The 20,286-nt window shown below is 43.5% G+C and carries 13 protein-coding genes; 6 read left to right on the top strand and 7 right to left on the bottom strand.

Translation table 11 applies throughout. The annotated features are described in order from the left end of the window. Positions 1-31: 31 nt before the first annotated feature. From JMY00_RS08740 to JMY00_RS08755, 4 genes are all read right to left on the bottom strand, one after another. A complete protein-coding gene (locus tag JMY00_RS08740; protein ID WP_201579883.1) occupies positions 32-2,350 on the bottom strand; it encodes an NADP-dependent malic enzyme in 2,319 nt (772 codons plus the stop codon). 366 nt (positions 2,351-2,716) lie between these two features. Further along, positions 2,717-4,183, bottom strand: coding sequence for a protein adenylyltransferase SelO family protein (locus JMY00_RS08745; protein ID WP_201579884.1), 1,467 nt, complete (start codon positions 4,181-4,183; stop codon positions 2,717-2,719). Between the two features lie 335 nt (positions 4,184-4,518). Continuing rightward, positions 4,519-5,697 (bottom strand): fatty acid desaturase, encoded by a 1,179-nt coding sequence (locus JMY00_RS08750; RefSeq protein ID WP_179799003.1) that lies wholly within the window; start codon positions 5,695-5,697, stop codon positions 4,519-4,521. A 471-nt stretch (positions 5,698-6,168) separates the two neighbouring features. After that, on the bottom strand, positions 6,169-6,897 hold the full coding sequence (locus JMY00_RS08755) for a glycerophosphodiester phosphodiesterase (RefSeq protein WP_201579885.1): 729 nt from the start codon (positions 6,895-6,897) through the stop codon (positions 6,169-6,171). Positions 6,898-7,227: 330 nt separating this feature from the next. Here JMY00_RS08755 and JMY00_RS08760 point away from each other — a divergent pair, with 330 nt between their 5' ends. Next, the gene (locus JMY00_RS08760; RefSeq protein ID WP_201579886.1) at positions 7,228-8,166 is read left to right on the top strand and encodes a hypothetical protein; all 939 of its coding nucleotides are present in this window, start codon (positions 7,228-7,230) and stop codon (positions 8,164-8,166) included. Positions 8,167-8,297: 131 nt separating this feature from the next. On the opposite strand, the gene JMY00_RS08765 is transcribed toward JMY00_RS08760, so the two are convergent. Continuing rightward, positions 8,298-8,894, bottom strand: coding sequence for a cob(I)yrinic acid a,c-diamide adenosyltransferase (locus JMY00_RS08765; protein ID WP_201579887.1), 597 nt, complete (start codon positions 8,892-8,894; stop codon positions 8,298-8,300). A gap of 231 nt (positions 8,895-9,125) precedes the next feature. Between JMY00_RS08765 and cysS the strand changes: the two genes are divergently transcribed. From cysS to pdxH, 5 genes are all read left to right on the top strand, one after another. Further along, complete coding sequence (gene cysS, locus JMY00_RS08770; protein WP_201579888.1) at positions 9,126-10,586, top strand: cysteine--tRNA ligase; 1,461 nt, start codon at positions 9,126-9,128, stop codon at positions 10,584-10,586. A 153-nt stretch (positions 10,587-10,739) separates the two neighbouring features. Then, a complete protein-coding gene (locus JMY00_RS08775; protein ID WP_240990710.1) occupies positions 10,740-12,725 on the top strand; it encodes a mechanosensitive ion channel family protein in 1,986 nt (661 codons plus the stop codon). Positions 12,726-13,002: 277 nt separating this feature from the next. Next, entirely contained in the window at positions 13,003-14,475 is a 1,473-nt protein-coding gene (gene guaB, locus JMY00_RS08780) for an IMP dehydrogenase (RefSeq protein WP_102094506.1), read from the top strand. Positions 14,476-14,687: 212 nt separating this feature from the next. Next, positions 14,688-16,055 (top strand): phosphoglucosamine mutase, encoded by a 1,368-nt coding sequence (gene glmM, locus JMY00_RS08785; RefSeq protein ID WP_201579889.1) that lies wholly within the window; start codon positions 14,688-14,690, stop codon positions 16,053-16,055. A gap of 109 nt (positions 16,056-16,164) precedes the next feature. After that, the gene (pdxH, locus tag JMY00_RS08790; RefSeq protein ID WP_201579918.1) at positions 16,165-16,833 is read left to right on the top strand and encodes a pyridoxamine 5'-phosphate oxidase; all 669 of its coding nucleotides are present in this window, start codon (positions 16,165-16,167) and stop codon (positions 16,831-16,833) included. Positions 16,834-16,975: 142 nt separating this feature from the next. On the opposite strand, the gene JMY00_RS08795 is transcribed toward pdxH, so the two are convergent. Continuing rightward, positions 16,976-18,238: an HlyD family secretion protein gene (locus JMY00_RS08795; RefSeq protein ID WP_201579890.1), complete on the bottom strand. Its 1,263-nt coding sequence runs from the start codon at positions 18,236-18,238 to the stop codon at positions 16,976-16,978. A gap of 85 nt (positions 18,239-18,323) precedes the next feature. Beyond that, the gene (locus JMY00_RS08800; RefSeq protein WP_201579891.1) at positions 18,324-20,012 is read right to left on the bottom strand and encodes an MFS transporter; all 1,689 of its coding nucleotides are present in this window, start codon (positions 20,010-20,012) and stop codon (positions 18,324-18,326) included. Between the last annotated feature and the right edge of the window lie 274 nt (positions 20,013-20,286).

The raw sequence follows: 20,286 nt of genomic DNA on the forward strand, positions 1-20,286 counted from the left end.
ATAGTGCATTCATACTGGGTATGATGTATGACTATTTTTCATTTTCTAGGTCTTGTGCTTCAGTGACGGTCAATGCAGTCATGTTGACAATACCACGTGCTGTCGCTGATGGTGTCAAAATGTGTACCGGCTTATTAGTACCTAATAGGATAGGACCAATAGAAGCACTGCCAGTCGCTGTTTTAAGCAGGTTGAAAGCGATGTTTGAGGCATCAAGGGTTGGCAAGATAAGCAGGTTCGCTGCACCTTTCAATGGGCTTGATGGCATATCGTTTAGACGAATATTTTCGTTAAGCGCGGCATCACCTTGCATTTCGCCTTCAAACTCAAAGTCGACATTCATATTGGTTAATAGTTCATGAACCTTACGCATTTTGACAGCGCTGGCACGATCTGAAGCACCAAAGTTAGAATGAGACACTAGCGCCACGCGTGGCGTAATACCAAAGCGACGTAGCTGATCCGTTGCCAAGACAGTCATTTCAGCCAATTGCTCAGCTGTTGGGTCTTCATGGACATAAGTATCAGCGATAAAGATATTACGATCTTGCATGAGTACTGCATTCATCGCATAGAAATCATTCATACCTTGTTTTTTGCCAATGACGCTTTCAACGTATTTTAGATGCAATTGGTAATGGCCAAAGGTACCGCATACCATGCCATCTGCCGCACCATTTTCAACCAGCAAAGAACCAATCAAAGTCGTCTTACGGCGAACATCACGGCGCGCAAGCTCGATGCTTACACCGCGGCGTTTGTTTTTCTCATAGTAGCCCTGCCAGTAGTCTTTGTAGCGAGGATCGTCATCAACGTTGACGATGGTAATATTTTCGCCAGCTTTTAGACGTAGGCCTAGCTTTTTGATATTGGCTTCGATAACTGAAGGACGACCAACCAAGATAGGTTGTGCTAACTTCTCATCAACGACGACTTGCACAGCAAGTAAGATGTTGTTGTCTTCACCTTCACAGTACACGATACGTTTTGGATCGGCTTTAGCACGAGCAAAGATTGGCTTCATTACAAACGCTGAGTTATAAACAAACTCAGACAGACGCTGACGATAGGCTTGCATGTCATCGATCGGTAACGTGGCAACGCCTGAATCCATCGCTGCTTTGGCAACAGCAGATGCGATTTCAATGATTAGATTTGGCTCTAGAGGGCCTGGGATTAAGTAATCACGACCAAAACTCTGCATCTTTTCGATGTTTCTAGCGCTGGTAGTTGGCGTAGCTTCGACGTGTGCCATCGCAGCGATGGCTTTTACGCAAGCGACTTTCATCTCTTCGTTGACGGTTGTCGCACCAACGTCCAATGCACCGCGGAAGATGTATGGGAAGCATAGTGCGTTGTTTACTTGGTTTGGATAATCTGAGCGACCAGTTGCCATGATGACGTCTGGACGTACCGCATGTGCCAATTCTGGCATGATTTCAGGTGTTGGGTTGGCAAGTGCAAAGACAATAGGATCTTTTGCCATACGGCGAACCATATCTTCTGATAGAGTACCTGGCATAGATAGGCCTAGGAACATATCCACATCGTCCATGACTTCTTCAATAGAAGTGGCCGTGGTATCACGAGCATAACGCTGTTTGGTTTCATCAAGGTTTTCACGACTAGTGCTGATAATGCCGCGTGAATCTGAAACAATAATGTTGTTTTTATTAACACCAAGTGCGCAAATGATATCTAAGCAAGAAATGGCTGCTGCGCCCGCGCCTGAACAAACAATTTTAATATCTTCGATTTTTTTGCCAGTAATCAACAAAGCATTTAGCATGGCTGCGGCAACGATGATTGACGTACCATGTTGATCATCATGGAACACAGGAATGTTCATGCGCTCACGTAGTACGCGCTCAATTTTGAAACATTCTGGTGCTTTGATGTCTTCTAGGTTGATACCACCAAAGGTAGGCTCAAGCGAGGCAACCGCTTCGATGAATTTGTCTGGATCATTTTGAGCAATTTCAATATCAAAAACGTCGATACCTGCGAACTTCTTAAATAGAACGCCTTTACCTTCCATGACTGGCTTCGATGCCAATGGACCGATATTACCCAGACCCAATACAGCAGTACCGTTAGTGATAACACCAACTAAGTTGTTACGTGCCGTGTATTTAGACGCAAGTTTTGGATCTCTTTGGATCTCAAGACAAGGTACAGCAACACCTGGAGAGTAGGCGAGTGCTAAATCACGTTGGTTGGCTAGCTGCTTAGTAGGGGTTACCGAAATTTTACCTGGGCGTGGAAACTCATGGTAATGTAAGGCAGCTTGTTCAAACTGCTCTTTTTCTGTACTGAGGTTATCCGTATTCGAAGTGGTATCGTCATTCATAATAATTGCCATGGTTGGAATAAATTGGAATAAATTAAATGGTGATAAAAAACAACGTCTAACCCTCCAAAGATCATTGAATGATAATAATTGAAAAGTATAAAGACGTTAAACGACTCATGACCATCAGAATCATGGTCGACGATCAAAGATCAGGTCAAAAAAGCAAACTAGCTAAAATATTCATTCTAGCATTATTGCCAATTCACTGCCTAGTCAACAACGGTGAATTGTGCGAATAATATAATAAAATGATATTCGTTATTTATCTCGTTGATAATGCCAAAAAATGCGGTTAGATATCAACCTTAATTTCATAATGTTTCAAAATATTACAGAATTGAAAGGTACTAAGACGAGCAACTACTAAGACGAACAACTAATAGGCATCTGCGGTGTATCAGGCGCAGGCGCATTACTATCTAGATCATTAGCGATATCTTGCACGCTATAAGGATTGGCTAATAAACGAAACACTCGATCAACCTCTTCAAACTGACCTTGCTCTGCGGCAGTAATTGCACGCTGCGCCATGCTATTACGAAGGACGTAGACAGGATTAGTTGTCTGCATATCGTTAACTACCTGCTCAAGTGACAGCTGCTCGATCTGTGCCAGATAACGTGTTGACCAGTCTTGCCATACTTGTTGCGCATCGCTGCTTAATTCAGTGGTCATAGTAGCCAGTAGCTTTTGCTCATAAGGATGATCTGCTGGTGCGACCAAACCGAGTAGGGCGCGGAAGCTATTGGTATAGTCGAGCAAGTTGTCTTCTAATAGTGTCAACCATTCAAAGGCCAAGCCGAGGCTTTCTCTTTGATGCGGTAAGCCAAGCTTGCGGCACAGACCTTGCTGATAATGCTGCATAAAGGTTGCTTCGTAAGGTGCTAGGCAGTCAGATAAAGTCTCACGAGTGACGCCTTCTAGGCGCATAAAGTGTGGCAGCCAAACGTTTAGATTCCAATGCCCAATAGCAGGCTGATTCTGATAAGCGTAGCGACCCGTATGGTCTGAGTGATTATTAATCCATGCAGGATTGAAGCGCTCCATAAAGCCAAACGGCCCGAAGTCCAAAGTACTGCCTGTGATAGATAAGTTATCTGTGTTCATGACACCGTGAGCAAAGCCAATCAATTGCCAATCAGCAATCATACGAGCCGTACGTTCAACCACTGCGGTCAAGAAAGCTAAGACAGGCGTTTCGCTATCGCGGCACTCTGGATAGTAAGTGTCAATCATATAGTCAGTGAACTCACCCAGTACATCAGGGGCAAAGCTGGCAATCCATTCGACATGACCTAAACGAATATGACTGTCTGCCACACGCATTAGTGCTGCACCTGCTTCGATACGCTCACGGCGCACTCTCGTATCAGATACCACAAACCCCAGAGCGTTAGACGAGGGGATGCCAAGCTGGGTCAATGCATGACCGCACAGGTACTCGCGAATGGTACTACGTAAGACTGCGCGTCCATCACCCATACGTGAATAGGGTGTCAAGCCAGCACCCTTAAGATGCAAGTCTTGTGGCTGTCCATCATTATCGAGTACCTGTGCCATGAGCAAACCGCGTCCGTCGCCCAATTGCCCAGCCCACTGTCCAAACTGGTGACCAGCATAGGCCATCGATAATGGTTTGAAATCAGCTGGCACGTATTGACCGCCCAATATCTCAACCCAATTGGTCATCAGATCCTCATCGTCGGCCCAGCTCAACTGCTGTGCAACTTGACTATTGAAGTGACCGGCACGAGGATTGTCTAGTGGTGTCGGTGGCTGCTCATGATAAAGGCGCGTGTCTAGGTTGACGTAAGTGTTTTGATAACGCATACAGGCCGTTTCCATTAAAATATAAAAGTGAGAATGTCACTATAGCATAGCTCTCATATGACATCGTTGCACTCTGTCCGTCTCTTGTAATATCTAACCAAAAAATAAATTCCTCGGTCTTTAATTAACTCAATGTGATGAACAAGATTGTTATTACTTTTAGGTTGGAGCTGGCAATGTCTCAGTCAATGTATTTTATTATTTATTATGATAATAAGGTCATTAGAAGTAGCTAGAATGACATAAACGATAAAGTATAAGCAAAAAAATCCCCCTATCTAGGACGGATAGGGGGATGGAGAAGCTTCAAAATTATAAAATAAATCAGAGGTTAATTAAGCCGCTTTTTCGTTCGCGCCAATAGAGCGGAAAGCAGTTTTTAGATTGCTGTTATGCTCAAGGATTTTCTGTTCAATTTTCGCATAATCATGCTTTAGCTTATCATCAACTTCACGTAAGCGATCAGCACATTCTATTTTTTTCATTTCAATAGTTTGAGCTTTCAGTGATTGCCATTCTTCGACAGTTTGTTTAAATGCATCGTATTCAAACTTAATGCGGTCTTGGAAGCTCTTCATCGCATGAGGAAGATCAAGCCCAGTGCTTGTGGCTGTATCGATCTGCTGTTGTGCTGCTTTGAACTGCATTTGCACTTCGGCATGCTTAATAGTCGTATCATCAACAGTACGCAAATCCGTCGTTAAACCGATTTTTGATAAACCAGCAATCAACCATTTTGTTGGATCATATTGCCACCATTTCACACCATTACGATAATCATACTGGAAGAAATGATGATAGTTATGATAACCCTCGCCCCACGTAAAGATAGCTAAGAAAAAGTTATCACGAGCACTATTAGTATCCGTATAAGGACGTGTACCAAACATATGACATAGCGAATTGATGAAGAAGGTGAAGTGATGAGTTAATACCAAGCGCAGCAAACCAGCGATCAGTAAAGTACCCCAAACATCACCAATGAGCCAACCAATAGCAGCAACCATACCAACATTCATGGCAACTACCCACAAACCATAATATTTATGCTGAATCTGTAAGACTCTGTCTTTGGTCAAATCAGGAATGTTTTTATAATCAAATTTACCGCTAGGGTAGTTGCGTAGCATCCAACCAATATGGCTGAACCAAAAACCACGCTGTGCTGAATATGGATCGTCCAAACGATCATCTACATGACGATGGTGAGTACGATGTCCAGAAACCCAATCAAACGCTGAGCCTTGTACGGCTAAGGTTGAACCTAACAATAAAAAGTTTTTGACAATAGGGTGCGCTTTGTAAGCACGGTGCGATAGCAGACGATGGTAACCCGCCGTGATACTGATACCTGTCCATACCATAAAGGCACCAAACACACCCCAAACAGGAGCGCTAACTTCATGAGTCCATAGATACCATGGCGTAATCACAGCAGCAGCAATTGGCGTCGCTACTAAAATAGCCGCTGGAATCCAGTTAATTGGTGCTTTGGTAAATTCAAACTCACGCATATCAATGCTTTGCTCTTGCGCAGAAAGATCCGCTTGCTCAGAAGCTTTCGCATAATTGCGTTTTGCAACAGGCTGCTCATCAAGCGCCATTTGCGCTTTTTTCTCATCGAAACGAGTTTTAAAACGCGTTACTTGAGTGCTGGCGGTCTTTACAAGCGTATCACCAGATTTGATAGCGAAACGTAAGCCTTTAAGCGGTAAGCCAAGTGCTTTTTTTGCAATCATATAATATCCCTAACGGTATTAATTTAAGCCACCATAGTACCTTAAAAAGCGTGTAAAGTGAACACTTATACACTATAAAAATATTGCTAAATAACAATAACTTGTATGGATTATAGAATGTATTGATCAAAAATACGAGTGACTTATCAGACATGAAGGAGAAGTGTAACAAGAAGGGTAGATATGTAGGAAAGAATGCGTTTATCGAAAAAATGATTAAATATCAAAAAAGTACGGATAACTCGGTCAAGGCAACAGCAAATGACTTGGAAAATCCGTAATGATGACATCAGTCTCCCATTTGATGAGCTGCTCAATGGTGGGAATATCATTAACCGTCCAAGCACTTACGGGCAATCCATAACGGTGGCTATGCTTGATGACGGCTTGGGTCAAAAGCGGATAATGAATGCCCAGTTGAATACAGCCGAGTTGCAATGCGGTATTGGTCGCGCTTGCCAACGCTTCTGGCGTACGAATAAGCAAGCCGCGAGGCATATGAGATAATAGTTTGTGACGTTGCAAACGGTTGTGTAACTCGACATCGAAGCTCGTCAATACAACTGGTAAGCTGGCAAGAGGTGTATCAATAAATGCCTGCCGAAGCGCTGCAATCAACACCGTGTAGTTGGTACGGCTATGCGTCTTAATTTCAAGCTCAATAACGTTAAACCCGCTAAGCGCAGGTGCCATGCTCGCCAATGTCATAATAGGTTGACCAAACTGCAACTGGCATTGAATCTCTGTCAGTTTTAACTGGTCAATACGTGATTGCCGACCGCACATACGCTCTAGATCGTCATCGTGGAATACAATTAAGTGACCATCAGCGTTTAGTTGTATATCAAACTCTACGCCTGCTAAACCTCTTGACTTAAGATTTTGAGAGTATTGAAAGCCTGAAAAGGTATTTTCTAACGCTTCACCGCGTGCGCCTCGATGACCTAGTAATAACGTATCTCTAAAATTTATCATATGCACCAATTATCGATGATTTTTATGCCCAATCATATAGCGTCATATCAACGACGTCTAACAAAAACTGCGATGCAATCCGTACTTTTTTAAATATGACTTTTTAGAGTCCAAACCTGCGAATGTTTGTTATGTTTTTGCAACCAAACGCAGGTTTTACCCATAATGAGGGGCGCTATTTGTATATCCATGGGCTACACTAATGACCATTTGATTTAAACACCGTATAATGATGTGGTTTTCATATCTGTAGCAGCTAGCGTTGCATTTGAATGTTGAACACTGTCAGTCAGTGGCGGTACGAACCTGTAAATTGGGAGTAGAGTTAGTATGAGCGTAGCAAATATAAGTTTGAGCAAGTGGCATAAAGTTGCTGGGATTGGATTGGTATGTGGTTTAGCGCTTGCAGGCTGTGATCGCTCAGATAAAGAAGACACTCCTGAGCAGGCAGAGCTAACGGAACAAGAGACGGTCGATGCTGAAAATAGCGTTGCGCCTGCGATCAGCTGTGATGATCCTATGGTGCAAGATCGCCTTAAGTCAGCTCTGAAAAATACGCTCAACCAACAAGCACAGTCATTGGCTGCCAATTATGCAAATGATGCTGAAATCAGTTTAGCAAATGGTGTGGTTAGCGAAAAAACCAATGGCGTTGTCATTGATGTCCAAAACGCTGCCATCTTGCAACAAGCCAATGAAAACGGCATGACCACTTGCCAAGCAAGTGTCAGCATGACGCTACCAAGTGAAGACTTGTATCAAGCCAGTCAGGTACAAGCGGCCAATAATCAGCCAAGCTTACAATCACGTTTAGCGCAAGATAATATCCGTATCAATAACAATATGCTCGTTGATGACGCTTTCACTTACATCGTTGGTACTCAAGGCGGTCAAGTGCGTACGCGTATTGCGGGTCAGCCTGCTTTGATTACTGTGGTTGCAGATGTAATGGCAGGTTCTGTATTTAAAACTGCAATGGATGAGCAACGCGCCCAACGTGCTGCTGAGCGCCGTGCAACACAGAACAACGATACGACTCAAACAGCGCCAATTCGTCAGCCAAGAACCGTAACGCCAGTTGAGCCAATTCGTCCAACTGAGCCTACGCCGCCACCAACCATCAACAAACCTGCTGAAAGTCAGAACAGTTCGACTGCAAACACCCAAGCAGCTGCTGCCGAGCCTAGCAAGCCTGCAACACCAAAAGCCGTACCTAAAGATGAAACCATCGATATGGTCATCATTGAAGACAACAGCGCGACTTATTAATTTGTCATTGTAATAAGAGGTAGTGGTTTCCAATAGAGCGAATTGTTATCGCTGAGTAATAAAAGCCCCGCAACAATCATGTCGCGGGGTTTTTTGTGTTCAAATATTTATTGTTAAATACTTAGTTTGTATTACTGACTGTCAGTGAACGTATTCAAGGCTTGACTGTCCCATAATACCTCAGAGACTTTTTCTGGATCTGTACAGAAGCGTGCAGCAACAAACAGCCAATCGGATAAGCGGTTGATAAAGCTGACGGCAGTACTGCGAATCGCTTGTGGACGCTGCTGTTGCAATATCACGGCTTGACGTTCAGCGCGGCGACATACACTACGCGCCACGTGTAATTGACTCACCAATATAGAACCTGTTGGCAGAATAAAGTCTTTCAGCGGTGGCAATGTGGCATTCATCATATCTATTTGCTGCTCTAACCATTCAATATGAGTGGCATTAACCCCTTCATACTCTGGCATGGCAAGCTCGCCGCCTATATTGAACAACAAGTGCTGAATGATGACCAAAGCCTCAGAGAACTCTTTCTCTATAGATTGCCCTTTATTGTGTTTTAGTTGCGCACGTACCAAGCCAATATGCGAGTTGAGCTCGTCGATGTCACCCATGACGCTAAATAGATCGTCCGCTTTACTAAGGCGGCTGCCATCAGCCATACCAGTGCTGCCGTCATCTCCAGTACGTGTGTATATTTTGCTTAAGCGATTGCCCATCTTTACATCCTTAACGGTTTTTATGATTGAATAGCGTTAGTTGCACGCTCATTGTAGTATTTTACGCCTGTTTTCGCTAAGATAATGGGTTACGTTTTATATCACGACGTTTTTTGGTCTGAATTTTTATTTTTTTGATTTATAGTCACAGTCATTGGTATTGCTTATTCATACACGGCGGCTGAGATTTCCCATTTCTTTATTTTATTTACGTTACAAGGCTTTTTTACTATGACCACACCACTTGCAGATGCGATGTCCCAACTTGCCATTTACGATTCATTGACTGGCAGCAAGCGTCAGTTTGTACCACTCAAAGCAGGGCAGGTTGGTATGTATGTGTGCGGCATGACCGTTTATGACTATTGTCATATTGGTCATGCGCGAGTGATGGTCGGTTTTGATATGGCCGTTCGTTGGTTGGCACGTTTGGGTTACGACGTGAATTACGTACGTAATATCACTGATATCGATGATAAAATCATTGCCCGTGCCGCTGAAAACGGTGAAGAGATTGGTACATTGACGCAGCGTTTTATTGAAGCGATGCATGAAGACGCGACTGCGCTTGGTTGCGAGATGCCAAATGCTGAGCCACGTGCGACCGATCATATCGATGATATGCAGGATATGATTGAGACGTTAGTCACTGGCAACTATGCGTATGCAGGCGACAACGGTGACGTCTACTATGCTGTTGATAGCTTTGACGGTTATGGTAAATTATCTAAGCGTAATCTGGAGGATATGCAGGCAGGTTCGCGAGTCGAAGTTGAAAATGATAAACGCAATCCATTTGACTTTGTACTATGGAAAGCGGCAAAACCTGACGAGCCGCAGTGGGCATCACCATGGGGTCAAGGGCGTCCAGGCTGGCATATTGAATGTTCAGCGATGTCGACTAAGTGCTTAGGTAGTACCTTTGATATTCATGGCGGTGGTCATGACTTACAGTTCCCGCATCACGAGAACGAAATAGCACAGTCTGAGGCAGCAACTGGTTGTGAGTATGCACGCAACTGGATGCATGTTGGTTTTATCAATGTCGATGGCGAAAAAATGTCTAAATCATTGGGCAACTTTTTTACCATTCGCGATGTCATGGCAAAGTACTTGCCCGAAACGGTGCGTTTTTTCTTATTATCGAGCCATTATCGCAGCCAAGTTAACTTCTCTGATAGTGCCTTAGATGAAGCGCATAATAGCCTAAGTAGACTATTTAATGCACTAAAATTGGCTGAGCAGCAAAAAGGACAGTCAATCATAATCAACGAAGACTTAGTGGCTGAAACTTACAATAGCGCGGTTGGACAAGACTTCATAAAGGCGATGAATGACGACTTCAATAGCTCGACGGCTATTAGCATCTTATTTGGATTGGCTCGCGATATCAATAAAGCCATTAAAGCGGAAGACGTTGATACCGCATGGCAATTAGCCCAGCAACTAAAAGCATTGGCGCAAGTATTAAATATTTTACAGCAGCCAGTGCAGCAGTTTTTGCAAGCAGTGATTGGTGATCAGGCAGAAGATGGTCTAACGGATGCGGTTATTGATAATTTAATTATCGAACGTGCAGAGTCTAAAGCCAACAAAAACTTTGCTCGTGCTGATGAGATACGTGAGCAACTAAAAGAGGCGGGTATTGAGCTCGAAGATAGCCGTGCTGGCACCACATGGCGCCGCGCTTAGAATAATTTTTGCCGTTTATAGGGTAAATAGCTACAAATCTCGTAATAAATTAAGTCAGCTTTAGGCTGGCTTTTTTTTGCTTACTGAATTAGGTTAAAGCAGCAACGATATATTTTGTATACTTTCCTTTTGTAGACTGATGGCTTTGAAAACATGAATACTCTTAAAGACAACCCTATGGACAATCATTGTGCTGTTTTGCACTCAGATGATAATCATCAAGTAGATGTAGAGAAAAGCCGTTTTCAAAGTCATGTGCTGCAAGTATTGTTGGGCTTTTTGATTGTCGCTATAAATGTCATCTATTCACCCGCTTATGCAGCAAATAGTGAAAATGAACAGAGCACGAGCGAGTCAGAAAAACAAACGCCTAGTAAGCCTGATAGTTTTACTGAATATGCCGCTCAGCAAGTCAATGCGCTTAAAGATGAAAGTGTCAGTATTTCTGGTATTACTGAAGAGATATTCGACCCTACTGAGCGTAACGCAGTGGAGCAGGCAGGCAGACTACAAGGTGATACGGCACTGACCGGAGAATATAGTGAGAGCTACTATATACTCGATAAACTAAATGCAGGGTTGCCGCCGTTATCTGAGCCACCTAACTTGGAGACGCCGCTTGCAGCCTTAGAGTTTTTTCAATCAGCGTTAATGAAGCAGCAGTATGATTTGGCCGCTTACGCGCTAAACATGAATTTGATTGATGAGAAAAGCCAACGTAGCCGTGCGCTTGATCTCACAAAGCGACTGGATTTCTTATTGTCCGAAAAAGAGCTCTATGTATTCGACGATATGCCAGATCGCCCCGATGGCTTAATTGAACCACCGCTTGGTAATAATAGCAGTGTCATGGGTATTGCCAGACGTTCTATTCAGCTTGGCTATATTGATTATCGCGAGCGCCGTGTTCCTATCTATTTGCAGCGAGTACGAGTAGGGGATGAAGCCCCTGTCTGGGTGTTTTCGGCGCAGACAGTAGGTAATATTGATAATCTCTATGAGCAGTATCATCCAGCCGAGTTTGAGCGTTATTTGCCCACTTGGTTAAAGCTAAAGTTTTTTGGAATTGCGCTATGGGAATTCTCAGCGCTGATATTGTTCTTTTTATTAACCATGGGGATGGGTTGGCTACTGAGTAAAGGTACTGCAAAAATCATCAATCATTATATCGATGAAGAAAAATACAGCGTGTATGTTGGCAGTACCAATGGCGTCGCAGATTTGGTTAGCAAGCTAACAGTACCATTAACCTTTACCATCAGTTTTTCACTGGTTTTTACCTTGGTTTCTGGTGGTTTTCCTTATTTAGATGCAGTCGCCTCATCTACTCGTCCATTGATTTGGATTGGACTGGTATTTAGTACCATGTGGTTAGGCATTCGTATCATTAACTTTTTTGCCAATCGCTATCAAGACATGCAGATTGAAAATTTGGCTGCAGAGCATTTCGATAAAGAACGTCGCCGCCGTACTTATGTATCAATATTTCGCCGTGTGTTTATTTTCGCGATGATTTTGGGAAGCTTCTGGATAGGCCTTAGTGAGTTTGCCAATATGGAAGGCCTTGGCAAAACTTTATTGACTTCAGCGGGTATTGCAGGTGTGGTTATCGGTATTGCGGCACAGCCGATATTGGGGAATATCATCGCTGGTGTGCAGGTAGCAGTGACGCAGCCAGTGCGAATCGGCGATAGTGTGATAATGGATGGTAATTTTAGTACGGTCGAAGACCTGCGTTACACGTATGCCGTGTTAAAAACATGGGATGAGCGTCGCTTGATCGTGCCAATGCGTGAGCTAATCACTGAACGAGTGGAAAACTGGTCGCATACAGAAGTTCATCAGACCTGTCCTGTGTTTTTGTATATCGATTATGGCGCAGATATCGACGCTATCCGAGAGGCATTTATATCGATGGTCAAGGACAATAAACTTTGGGATAATAAAACAGAACCTGAAATGTATGTGGTTGATGTGACCGAAAATAACATTCAACTGCGCGGCGCTGTTTCATCGGTAGGGCCTATAGAGGCATGGACGCTGGCTTGTGAGATACGAGAGAAAATGCTTGGTTACCTGCATGCACAACAGAACCAATATCTACCTACAGAGCGTTTTACGTTAACAAAAGGCGACTAGAAATTGGGAATAGCGATGAGCCTTGCGAACTTAATTAGCTTTAAAAGCCAGTTATTAATGGTTTGAAGCACAACTACCATCGATAAAGACGCACTTGTGTAAAATAATCTGACAAATATAGTGTGTCAGCGAGGCGCTTATTTGTTATAATGTGGCGTTATTTTTATAGGATAACTGAGTGGTTAGCCATGAGTCAGCACTGTATATGCAGCTGTAATGATTGATACGCTTAACCCTGAGCTCCTACCCATCAAAATAACCACCACTAGGGGTCTGTATGTTGCGAATTGTCGATGAAGCCTTAACCTTTGATGACGTTTTATTATTACCAGCCTATTCTGAAGTTCTGCCAAAAACTGCTGATCTGTCTACTCGTTTGACCAAAAACATCACACTTAATCTTCCGCTAATCTCTGCGGCGATGGATACTGTGACTGAGTCTGAAATGGCTATCACTATGGCACAGCTTGGTGGCATGGGTATTTTGCATAAGAGCATGGACATCGAGAAGCAGGCCACACAAGTACGCCGTGTCAAAAAATTTGAAGCGGGTACCGTTGTTGATCCTATCACTGTCCATCCAGAGATGACAATCGGTGAATTGCTGCGTTTGACTCAAGATAATAATATCTCAGGTGTGCCAGTAGTCGAAAGAGGCACAGATAACGTTGTGGGTATTGTTACCCATAGAGATTGGCGTTTTGAGACCAATTTGTCATTACCAGTTAGTCAGATTATGACACCTAAAGAGCAGCTAGTAACTGTGCATGAAGGTGAAAGCAACGAGAATATCAAAAGATTGCTACATGAGCACCGCATCGAAAAAGTCATCGTTATTGATGACAATTTCCGCCTGCGTGGTTTGATTACTGTTAATGACTTTGCCAAAGCTGAAAACAATCCAAATGCGTGTAAAGACGAACAAGGTCGCCTACGTGTTGGCGCAGCTGTTGGTACTGGTGCCGACACGCAAGCCCGCGTTGAAGCATTAATCGCTGCTGACGTTGACGTTATCGTCGTTGATACTGCGCACGGTCATTCAAAAGGCGTGATCGATAAAGTATCTTGGATCAAGAAAAACTACCCGCATGTACAAGTAATCGGTGGCAACATCGCAACAGGTGAAGCTGCAATCGCTTTACGTGACGCAGGTGCTGATGCAGTAAAAGTAGGTATCGGCCCTGGTTCTATCTGTACCACGCGTATTATCGCAGGTATCGGTGTACCACAAATCTCAGCGATTGATAACGTTGCTAGTGCTTTAAAAGACAGCATTCCATTGATTGCTGACGGTGGTATCCGCTACTCAGGTGATATGGCAAAAGCAATCGCTGCTGGTGCATCGTGTATCATGGTTGGTTCACTCATGGCTGGTACTGAAGAAGCGCCAGGTGAAGTTGAGCTGTTCCAAGGTCGCTACTATAAAGCTTATCGCGGTATGGGTAGTTTGGGTGCGATGTCAGGATCAAATGGTTCTTCAGACCGCTACTTCCAAGATGCAAAAGACGGCGTAGAGAAGCTAGTGCCAGAAGGTATCGAAGGCCGTGTTCCTTATAAAGGGCCAGTTGCGGGTATCGTTAATCAGTTGGTTGGTGGCTTACGTTCATCAATGGGTTATACTGGTTCTGCCACTATCGAAGATATGCGCACCAATCCGCAGTTTATCAAAGTAACCTCAGCGGGTATGAAAGAGTCGCATGTGCATGATGTGCAAATCACTAAAGAAGCACCGAACTATCGAGTAAACTAGGTCGTTCCGTAAAATGCTTCCCTTTTATAGATTTAAATCGTATTAATGTTAGCTGAGACGTAAGGCTGCAGCGAGCTTAGGATACAAACAGCCAACAATGCTCTGTTATTGTTGGCTGTTTTTTTTGTAAAATACAGAAACAGATTATTACAACAATAGTATTGCCTGCGTATACGTTTGGCCTTTTATTTTTTTGACTTGAGGAACACACAATGAGCTATTTTGGCACTGATGGAATTCGCGGAAAATTTGGTGAATTACCAATTACACCGGATTTTATTTTAAAACTAGGCTATGTCACTGGGCTTGTTCTCATAGAAAAAAATGAAAATCCTACGCGTAAGCCAAGTGTAGTGATTGGTAAAGATACGCGTCTGTCAGGCTATGTGATAGAGGGAGCATTACAAGCAGGTTTTAATGCGGCTGGTGTTGATGTTTATATGCTTGGTCCATTACCAACCCCAGCGATTGCGCATTTAACCCGTAGCTTTAATGCAGATGCTGGCGTGGTTATCTCAGCCTCGCATAACCCTTATTATGATAATGGCATCAAGTTTTTCTCAGGTGATGGCAAAAAGATAAGTGATGAGATGCAAACTGCAATCAATGATAAATTGACGGCAATTATGAACGACGTTGGTAGTGATGTTGCCATAATGCCTATTCTTGATCCTGCAAATTTAGGTAAGAACAATCGTATTGATGATGCTAAAGGTCGCTATATTGAATTTTGCAAAGGCAGCTTCCCTTATCAGTACGATCTCAGTCATCTGACAGTAGTAGTGGATTGTGCCAATGGCGCAGGCTATAGCGTAGCACCTAGAGTAATGCGCGAGTTGGGGGCCAACGTGATTGCCATCAATAATACGCCAGACGGTATCAATATCAATGCTGAATGTGGTTCTACTCATCCTAAAAGCTTACAAAAGGCTGTGCTTGAGCATGACGCAGATGTCGGGATTGCACTAGATGGTGATGGCGACCGTATCGTAATGGTTGATGAGACGGGTAAGCTGATCGATGGTGATGGTATCTTATACGTACTTGCTACCCAAGGTAAAATTAAAGCTGAAGGTGTTGTCGGCACACTCATGAGCAATATGGGGTTAGAGCTGGCGCTAAAAGATGCAAATATTCAATTTACTCGCGCAAAGGTTGGTGATCGCTATGTGATGCAGGATTTAGAAGCTAATGGCTGGATATTGGGCGGTGAGCCATCTGGTCATATCTTATGCTTAGATAAAAGTCGCACAGGGGACGCTATCATTGCTAGCTTGCAAGTACTGGCAGTAATGCAAGCCAGAGAGCGTGCGCTAAGTGAGCTTGTTGAAGGTTTTGAAGTGTTACCGCAAAAGCTAGTCAATGTACGCTTATCTCAAATGCAAGACCCATTCAAACATGAGGAGTTGGTTGCTGCTTTTGATAAAGCACAGGCAACGCTAGAGGGTCGTGGTCGTCTTCTGATACGTCAGTCAGGTACAGAGCCTATGATTCGCGTGATGGTGGAATCAGATGATGAAATAGAATGTGATGTAATGGCTAATGATTTAGCTGATCTTATAAAGTCGGTACTAGGCTAATAGCATTCTAGGCAATAACTGGTATTCAAAATAGTAACTGGTATTTAAGATAATGACTGGTATTCGAGACAACAACATTATAGTTTTCAAATAAGGAGCTGCCATGAGCATGGACTTTACCGACCAACGCCTCTCATACGAGAAAGGTGAGCTTGACCAACAGTCAGTACCAACGTCACCATTCGAGCTTTTAAAAGCTTGGATGAATGAAGCGTTAGTGCAAAAGGTGCAAGAGCCTTATGCAATGAGTTTGGCAACATGTGGCGCAGACAATAAGCCTAGCGTCCGTATTGTGTTACTACGCGAGATTACTGAGACGGGTATTGTTTTTTATACCAATTATGAAAGCGCGAAGGGGCAGGATATTGTAGAAAACCCTAATGCCGAAGCGTTATTCTTTTGGCATGAGCTGGAGCGTCAAGTCCGTATCAGCGGTAGTATCGCTAAAATAGATGCTGATAAATCGGCTGCTTACTTTCAAAAACGTCCTCATGATAGTCAAGTAGGCGCTTGGGTCAGTCAACCGCAAAGTGGTGAAGTGGCCAATCGTGAAATCATGGAGCAAACGTTTGAACAGCTTCAAGCAGCGCACCCTGACAATACTACTGTACCAACGCCAGAGTTTTGGGGTGGGTATGAGATTACGGTTGAAAGTATTGAGTTTTGGCAAGGTCGAGCCAATCGGATGCATGACCGAATTGTGTATACGCAGAGTAGCGACGACAATGAAGGCGATAAAGGCCATACAAGCTGGACAACCAAGCGCTTACTACCATAGTTGCTGTAGCCTCAAGCTATAGATTATACAAAACTAAAAAAGCCACTCTAAATCCAATTTCTTTGGTATCTAGGGTGGCTTTTTTACGTTAGCTATTGACCTTAATTAGCATTATTTTTTAATTAACTTTTTATTTAACCTTTCATTTAATATTGGTATCGACATCCACTGAGACTGACATACCAGGACGTAAGCGTGCCAGTTCAGGCTGATCTTGGTCTAAGTCGATGCGTACAGGAATACGTTGAGCGATTTTTATGTAGTTACCTGTCGCAGGGTTGGCAGCAGCAGCACTAAACTCGCTACCAGTCGCTGGCGAGATATTACTAACGTGACCCGTAAATTTGGCACCGCCAAGCGCATCGACATGAATGGTCGCAGGCTCGCCTATTGCCATATTGGCTATTTGAGTTTCCTTAAAGTTTGCAATAATCCAGATACCTTTTGGCACGATATACATGAGCTGCGTACCAGCGCTAACGTATTGACCTTCTTTGACACTGACTTGGCTTAGCTGGCCAGATTCAGGCGCAGTGATGATAGTATTGTCTAGATTGATTTGCGCTTGCTTGACGCCTGCCTCAGCATTTTTAATATTTGCGTCCAGCGATGAGCGACTGCCACTGGTCTTTTCACGGTTTTCTTGAGCGGCTTGCAAATTAGCCTCTGCTTGCTGTACACCTGCCTGCGCTTGAGCCAATTGCGCCTTGATATGAGCAACTTCTGCTTTAGATACCGCACCAATAGCATCTAAACCTTGATAACGGTTAACATCTTCACGTGCACTCTCCACATTGATTTTGGCACTATATAAATCAGCTCTACGTGCTTCAATTTGTGCTTGGCTGGTTTGCGTATCTTGCTCATTAGTAGAGCGGTTAGTAACTGCTACCTCTGTATTTGCTTGGGCTTGTTCGAGCTGCTGCTGAAAGGTTCGATCGTCAATCTTTATGAGTAAGTCGCCAGCTTTTACATTGGCGAAGTCTTGCACTGCTACCTTGGTCACGTAGCCAGAAACTTGCGGGCTAATAATAGTGGTTTGACCTTTGACAAAAGCATTATTGGTTTGCTGTACCGTTGGGGTGAATGGTGGGAGCTTCCATGCATACAAAATTAATATCACGCCAATGACAATCAATAAAATTAATAAGCCTAAGTTTAGATAGGATTTTTTCTTGGGCGACCAACCAGTAGTATTGGGTATTGGCTCTTTTGGCGGCATTGGTGGTTCATTGCTGTCTGTACTGTCTTCTACATCACCTTCTGCCGTCTTAGTTGCTGATTGCGACGAAGTTGTAGCAGACTCTTCTTTACTTATATCGGACGCTATAGGTGTGTCTGTTGCTGGAGCGCCAGTGGACGTCTGAGGTGTTTGATTAAGCTCATTTAGTTTTTCTTGGCTCATGACGTGCTCCTAAATTCTTAATAAATATTAAAATAGACTGGCTATAAATGAATGAGGTGAAACATTATTAATATAATAAGGTGAGCTATTTTGACTCACGCATTTTTGCAATAACGGCAAGCTCTTTAGCAAGTGGATTGCGCTTGTGGTAACGGTTATAAAAATAGTTGATCAATAAAATGGCTGTAACGAAAGTAGCAAAACTGGCCATCAAAAAGAACAGATCGCTATAAGCGGAGACAGTTGCTTGGCGCTGAATCCCTTGCAACACTTGGCTCATCGCGGCCACATTCGCTTGTGCTGCGTCCGTCGTTTGGTTTGACAATACACTACGAGTACCAGCAATTTGAGCGCTGAACGTAGGATCACCCAAGTTCAGTGAGCTGACCATATCTGCATAATGGACCTGTGTACGAATGGTCGTAAATGCCTGAATAGCCGCTGCACCTGCCAATCCGCCAACCGTTTGGGAAATACCAAAGATAACCGAAAAACTAATGATATAAGCAGGGCCACTAGCAATAGCTCGCAAGAATCCTTCGAAAACCAAAGGTCCCATGAAATATACCGCGGCAAATGCAATCAAAAACTGGCTAATATAAAACATATAGGGAGCCGAGTTGATAGAGACCCCAACGTCCATCCAAGAACCTAAGGCAATCAATGCCACTGCTAAAATAACGGGACGGCGCAAGTCCATTGGATTGGTACTAAAAATACTAATCACCAAAGCCAACACACTGGCAGCCATTATGACAGCATAAAAAGTAACCAGCTGATCGTTACCATAGCCCAAATTAGCGAGCAGTCCTGCAGCGCCGACATTTTGCTCAGATAGCAAAATTCGCATGACCGCGCCGGTAATCATAAAGGCAATAATATTGCGACTACGCATCCAGCGGACTTGTAGCATTGGGTTTTTGCGATGTGTTTCAATCCATAAAGCGATGCCAATCCCAATAATGGCAATCATCAGTGGATAGACGAGCCAAGGCGTCGTCCACCATAAAATCCTACCTTGCACCAAAATAACAGCCAGTGCAGCTAGACCGCTCGCAAAAAAAGCAAAGCTTAAAAAGTCGAGTTTCTCAAACACTTTTTCGGTATTGCCTGGTGGTAGCTCCAATATATTAATCAGTCCAAAACAAATCAGTGCCAAACCAAATTGAAATAGAAATAAATTCTCAAGCTGACCATCGATGGCGAGATAGGGTGAGATGATTCGTGATAGTGGAATACCAAACTGCACCAAGCCAAAACCCAATATTAAGCCGCTGGTGCGCTTGACGGTTGGCATGCCTTGCAAACAGTAGAATAATCCTAAGATGGTCATGCCACTTGCCACCATACCGCTAAGTCCCCTGGCGACAATCTCTAGGTAATAAGGCTCAATTCCTATATTAGGCGTATCTAATAAATGACTACTGATTAGCCACTGTAAACTCGTGGCAGCCAACAAAAAGAACAGAGTGATTTTACTAAAAAGTGACATACCAAACTGCTGGCGAATCTTGTACAGCAGAACGGTGATACAGGCATTGGTCATATTATAGCTGACAGATATCCAACCACCTTCGGCTGGTGTTAAACCCAGTTGACCTTGAATTTGAGTAAGATTTGCGACGAGCAGACCGTTTTGAAAGCTAGCAGTGAGACCAACGAAAATTCCGATCAGTAAGTAAAATAATTTGCGGCGTGCAGGATGATCAGGATTGGCAGGAGAGCCCACCATTATCGGTTGTTCGTGGGGCTTAAACTGATATTCATTACTCATGGACGTACCATAATCTGTATAAGGAAATAAAATGGCATAGAACAGATTCCAGACGCAAAATCAGGTCAGTACGATGAATGTTCATAGCTTAAAAAACAGCGGAGTTACTGATATAAATGCTGGTCAAACTGGAAAGATAACCCAAGAAATGCAGGACATATTTTATCATAACTTCTACAGCGCTTTTGTCATTAGCGCGTAACTCATTTACGCTATTGAATAAAGATATAGCAGTATTTCGTGCAATGTGATGAGCGATGCAACAAGCAAAAAA

This window comes from Psychrobacter sp. Pi2-52, from assembly GCF_904846705.1.
Taxonomy (GTDB): Bacteria; Pseudomonadota; Gammaproteobacteria; order Pseudomonadales; family Moraxellaceae; genus Psychrobacter.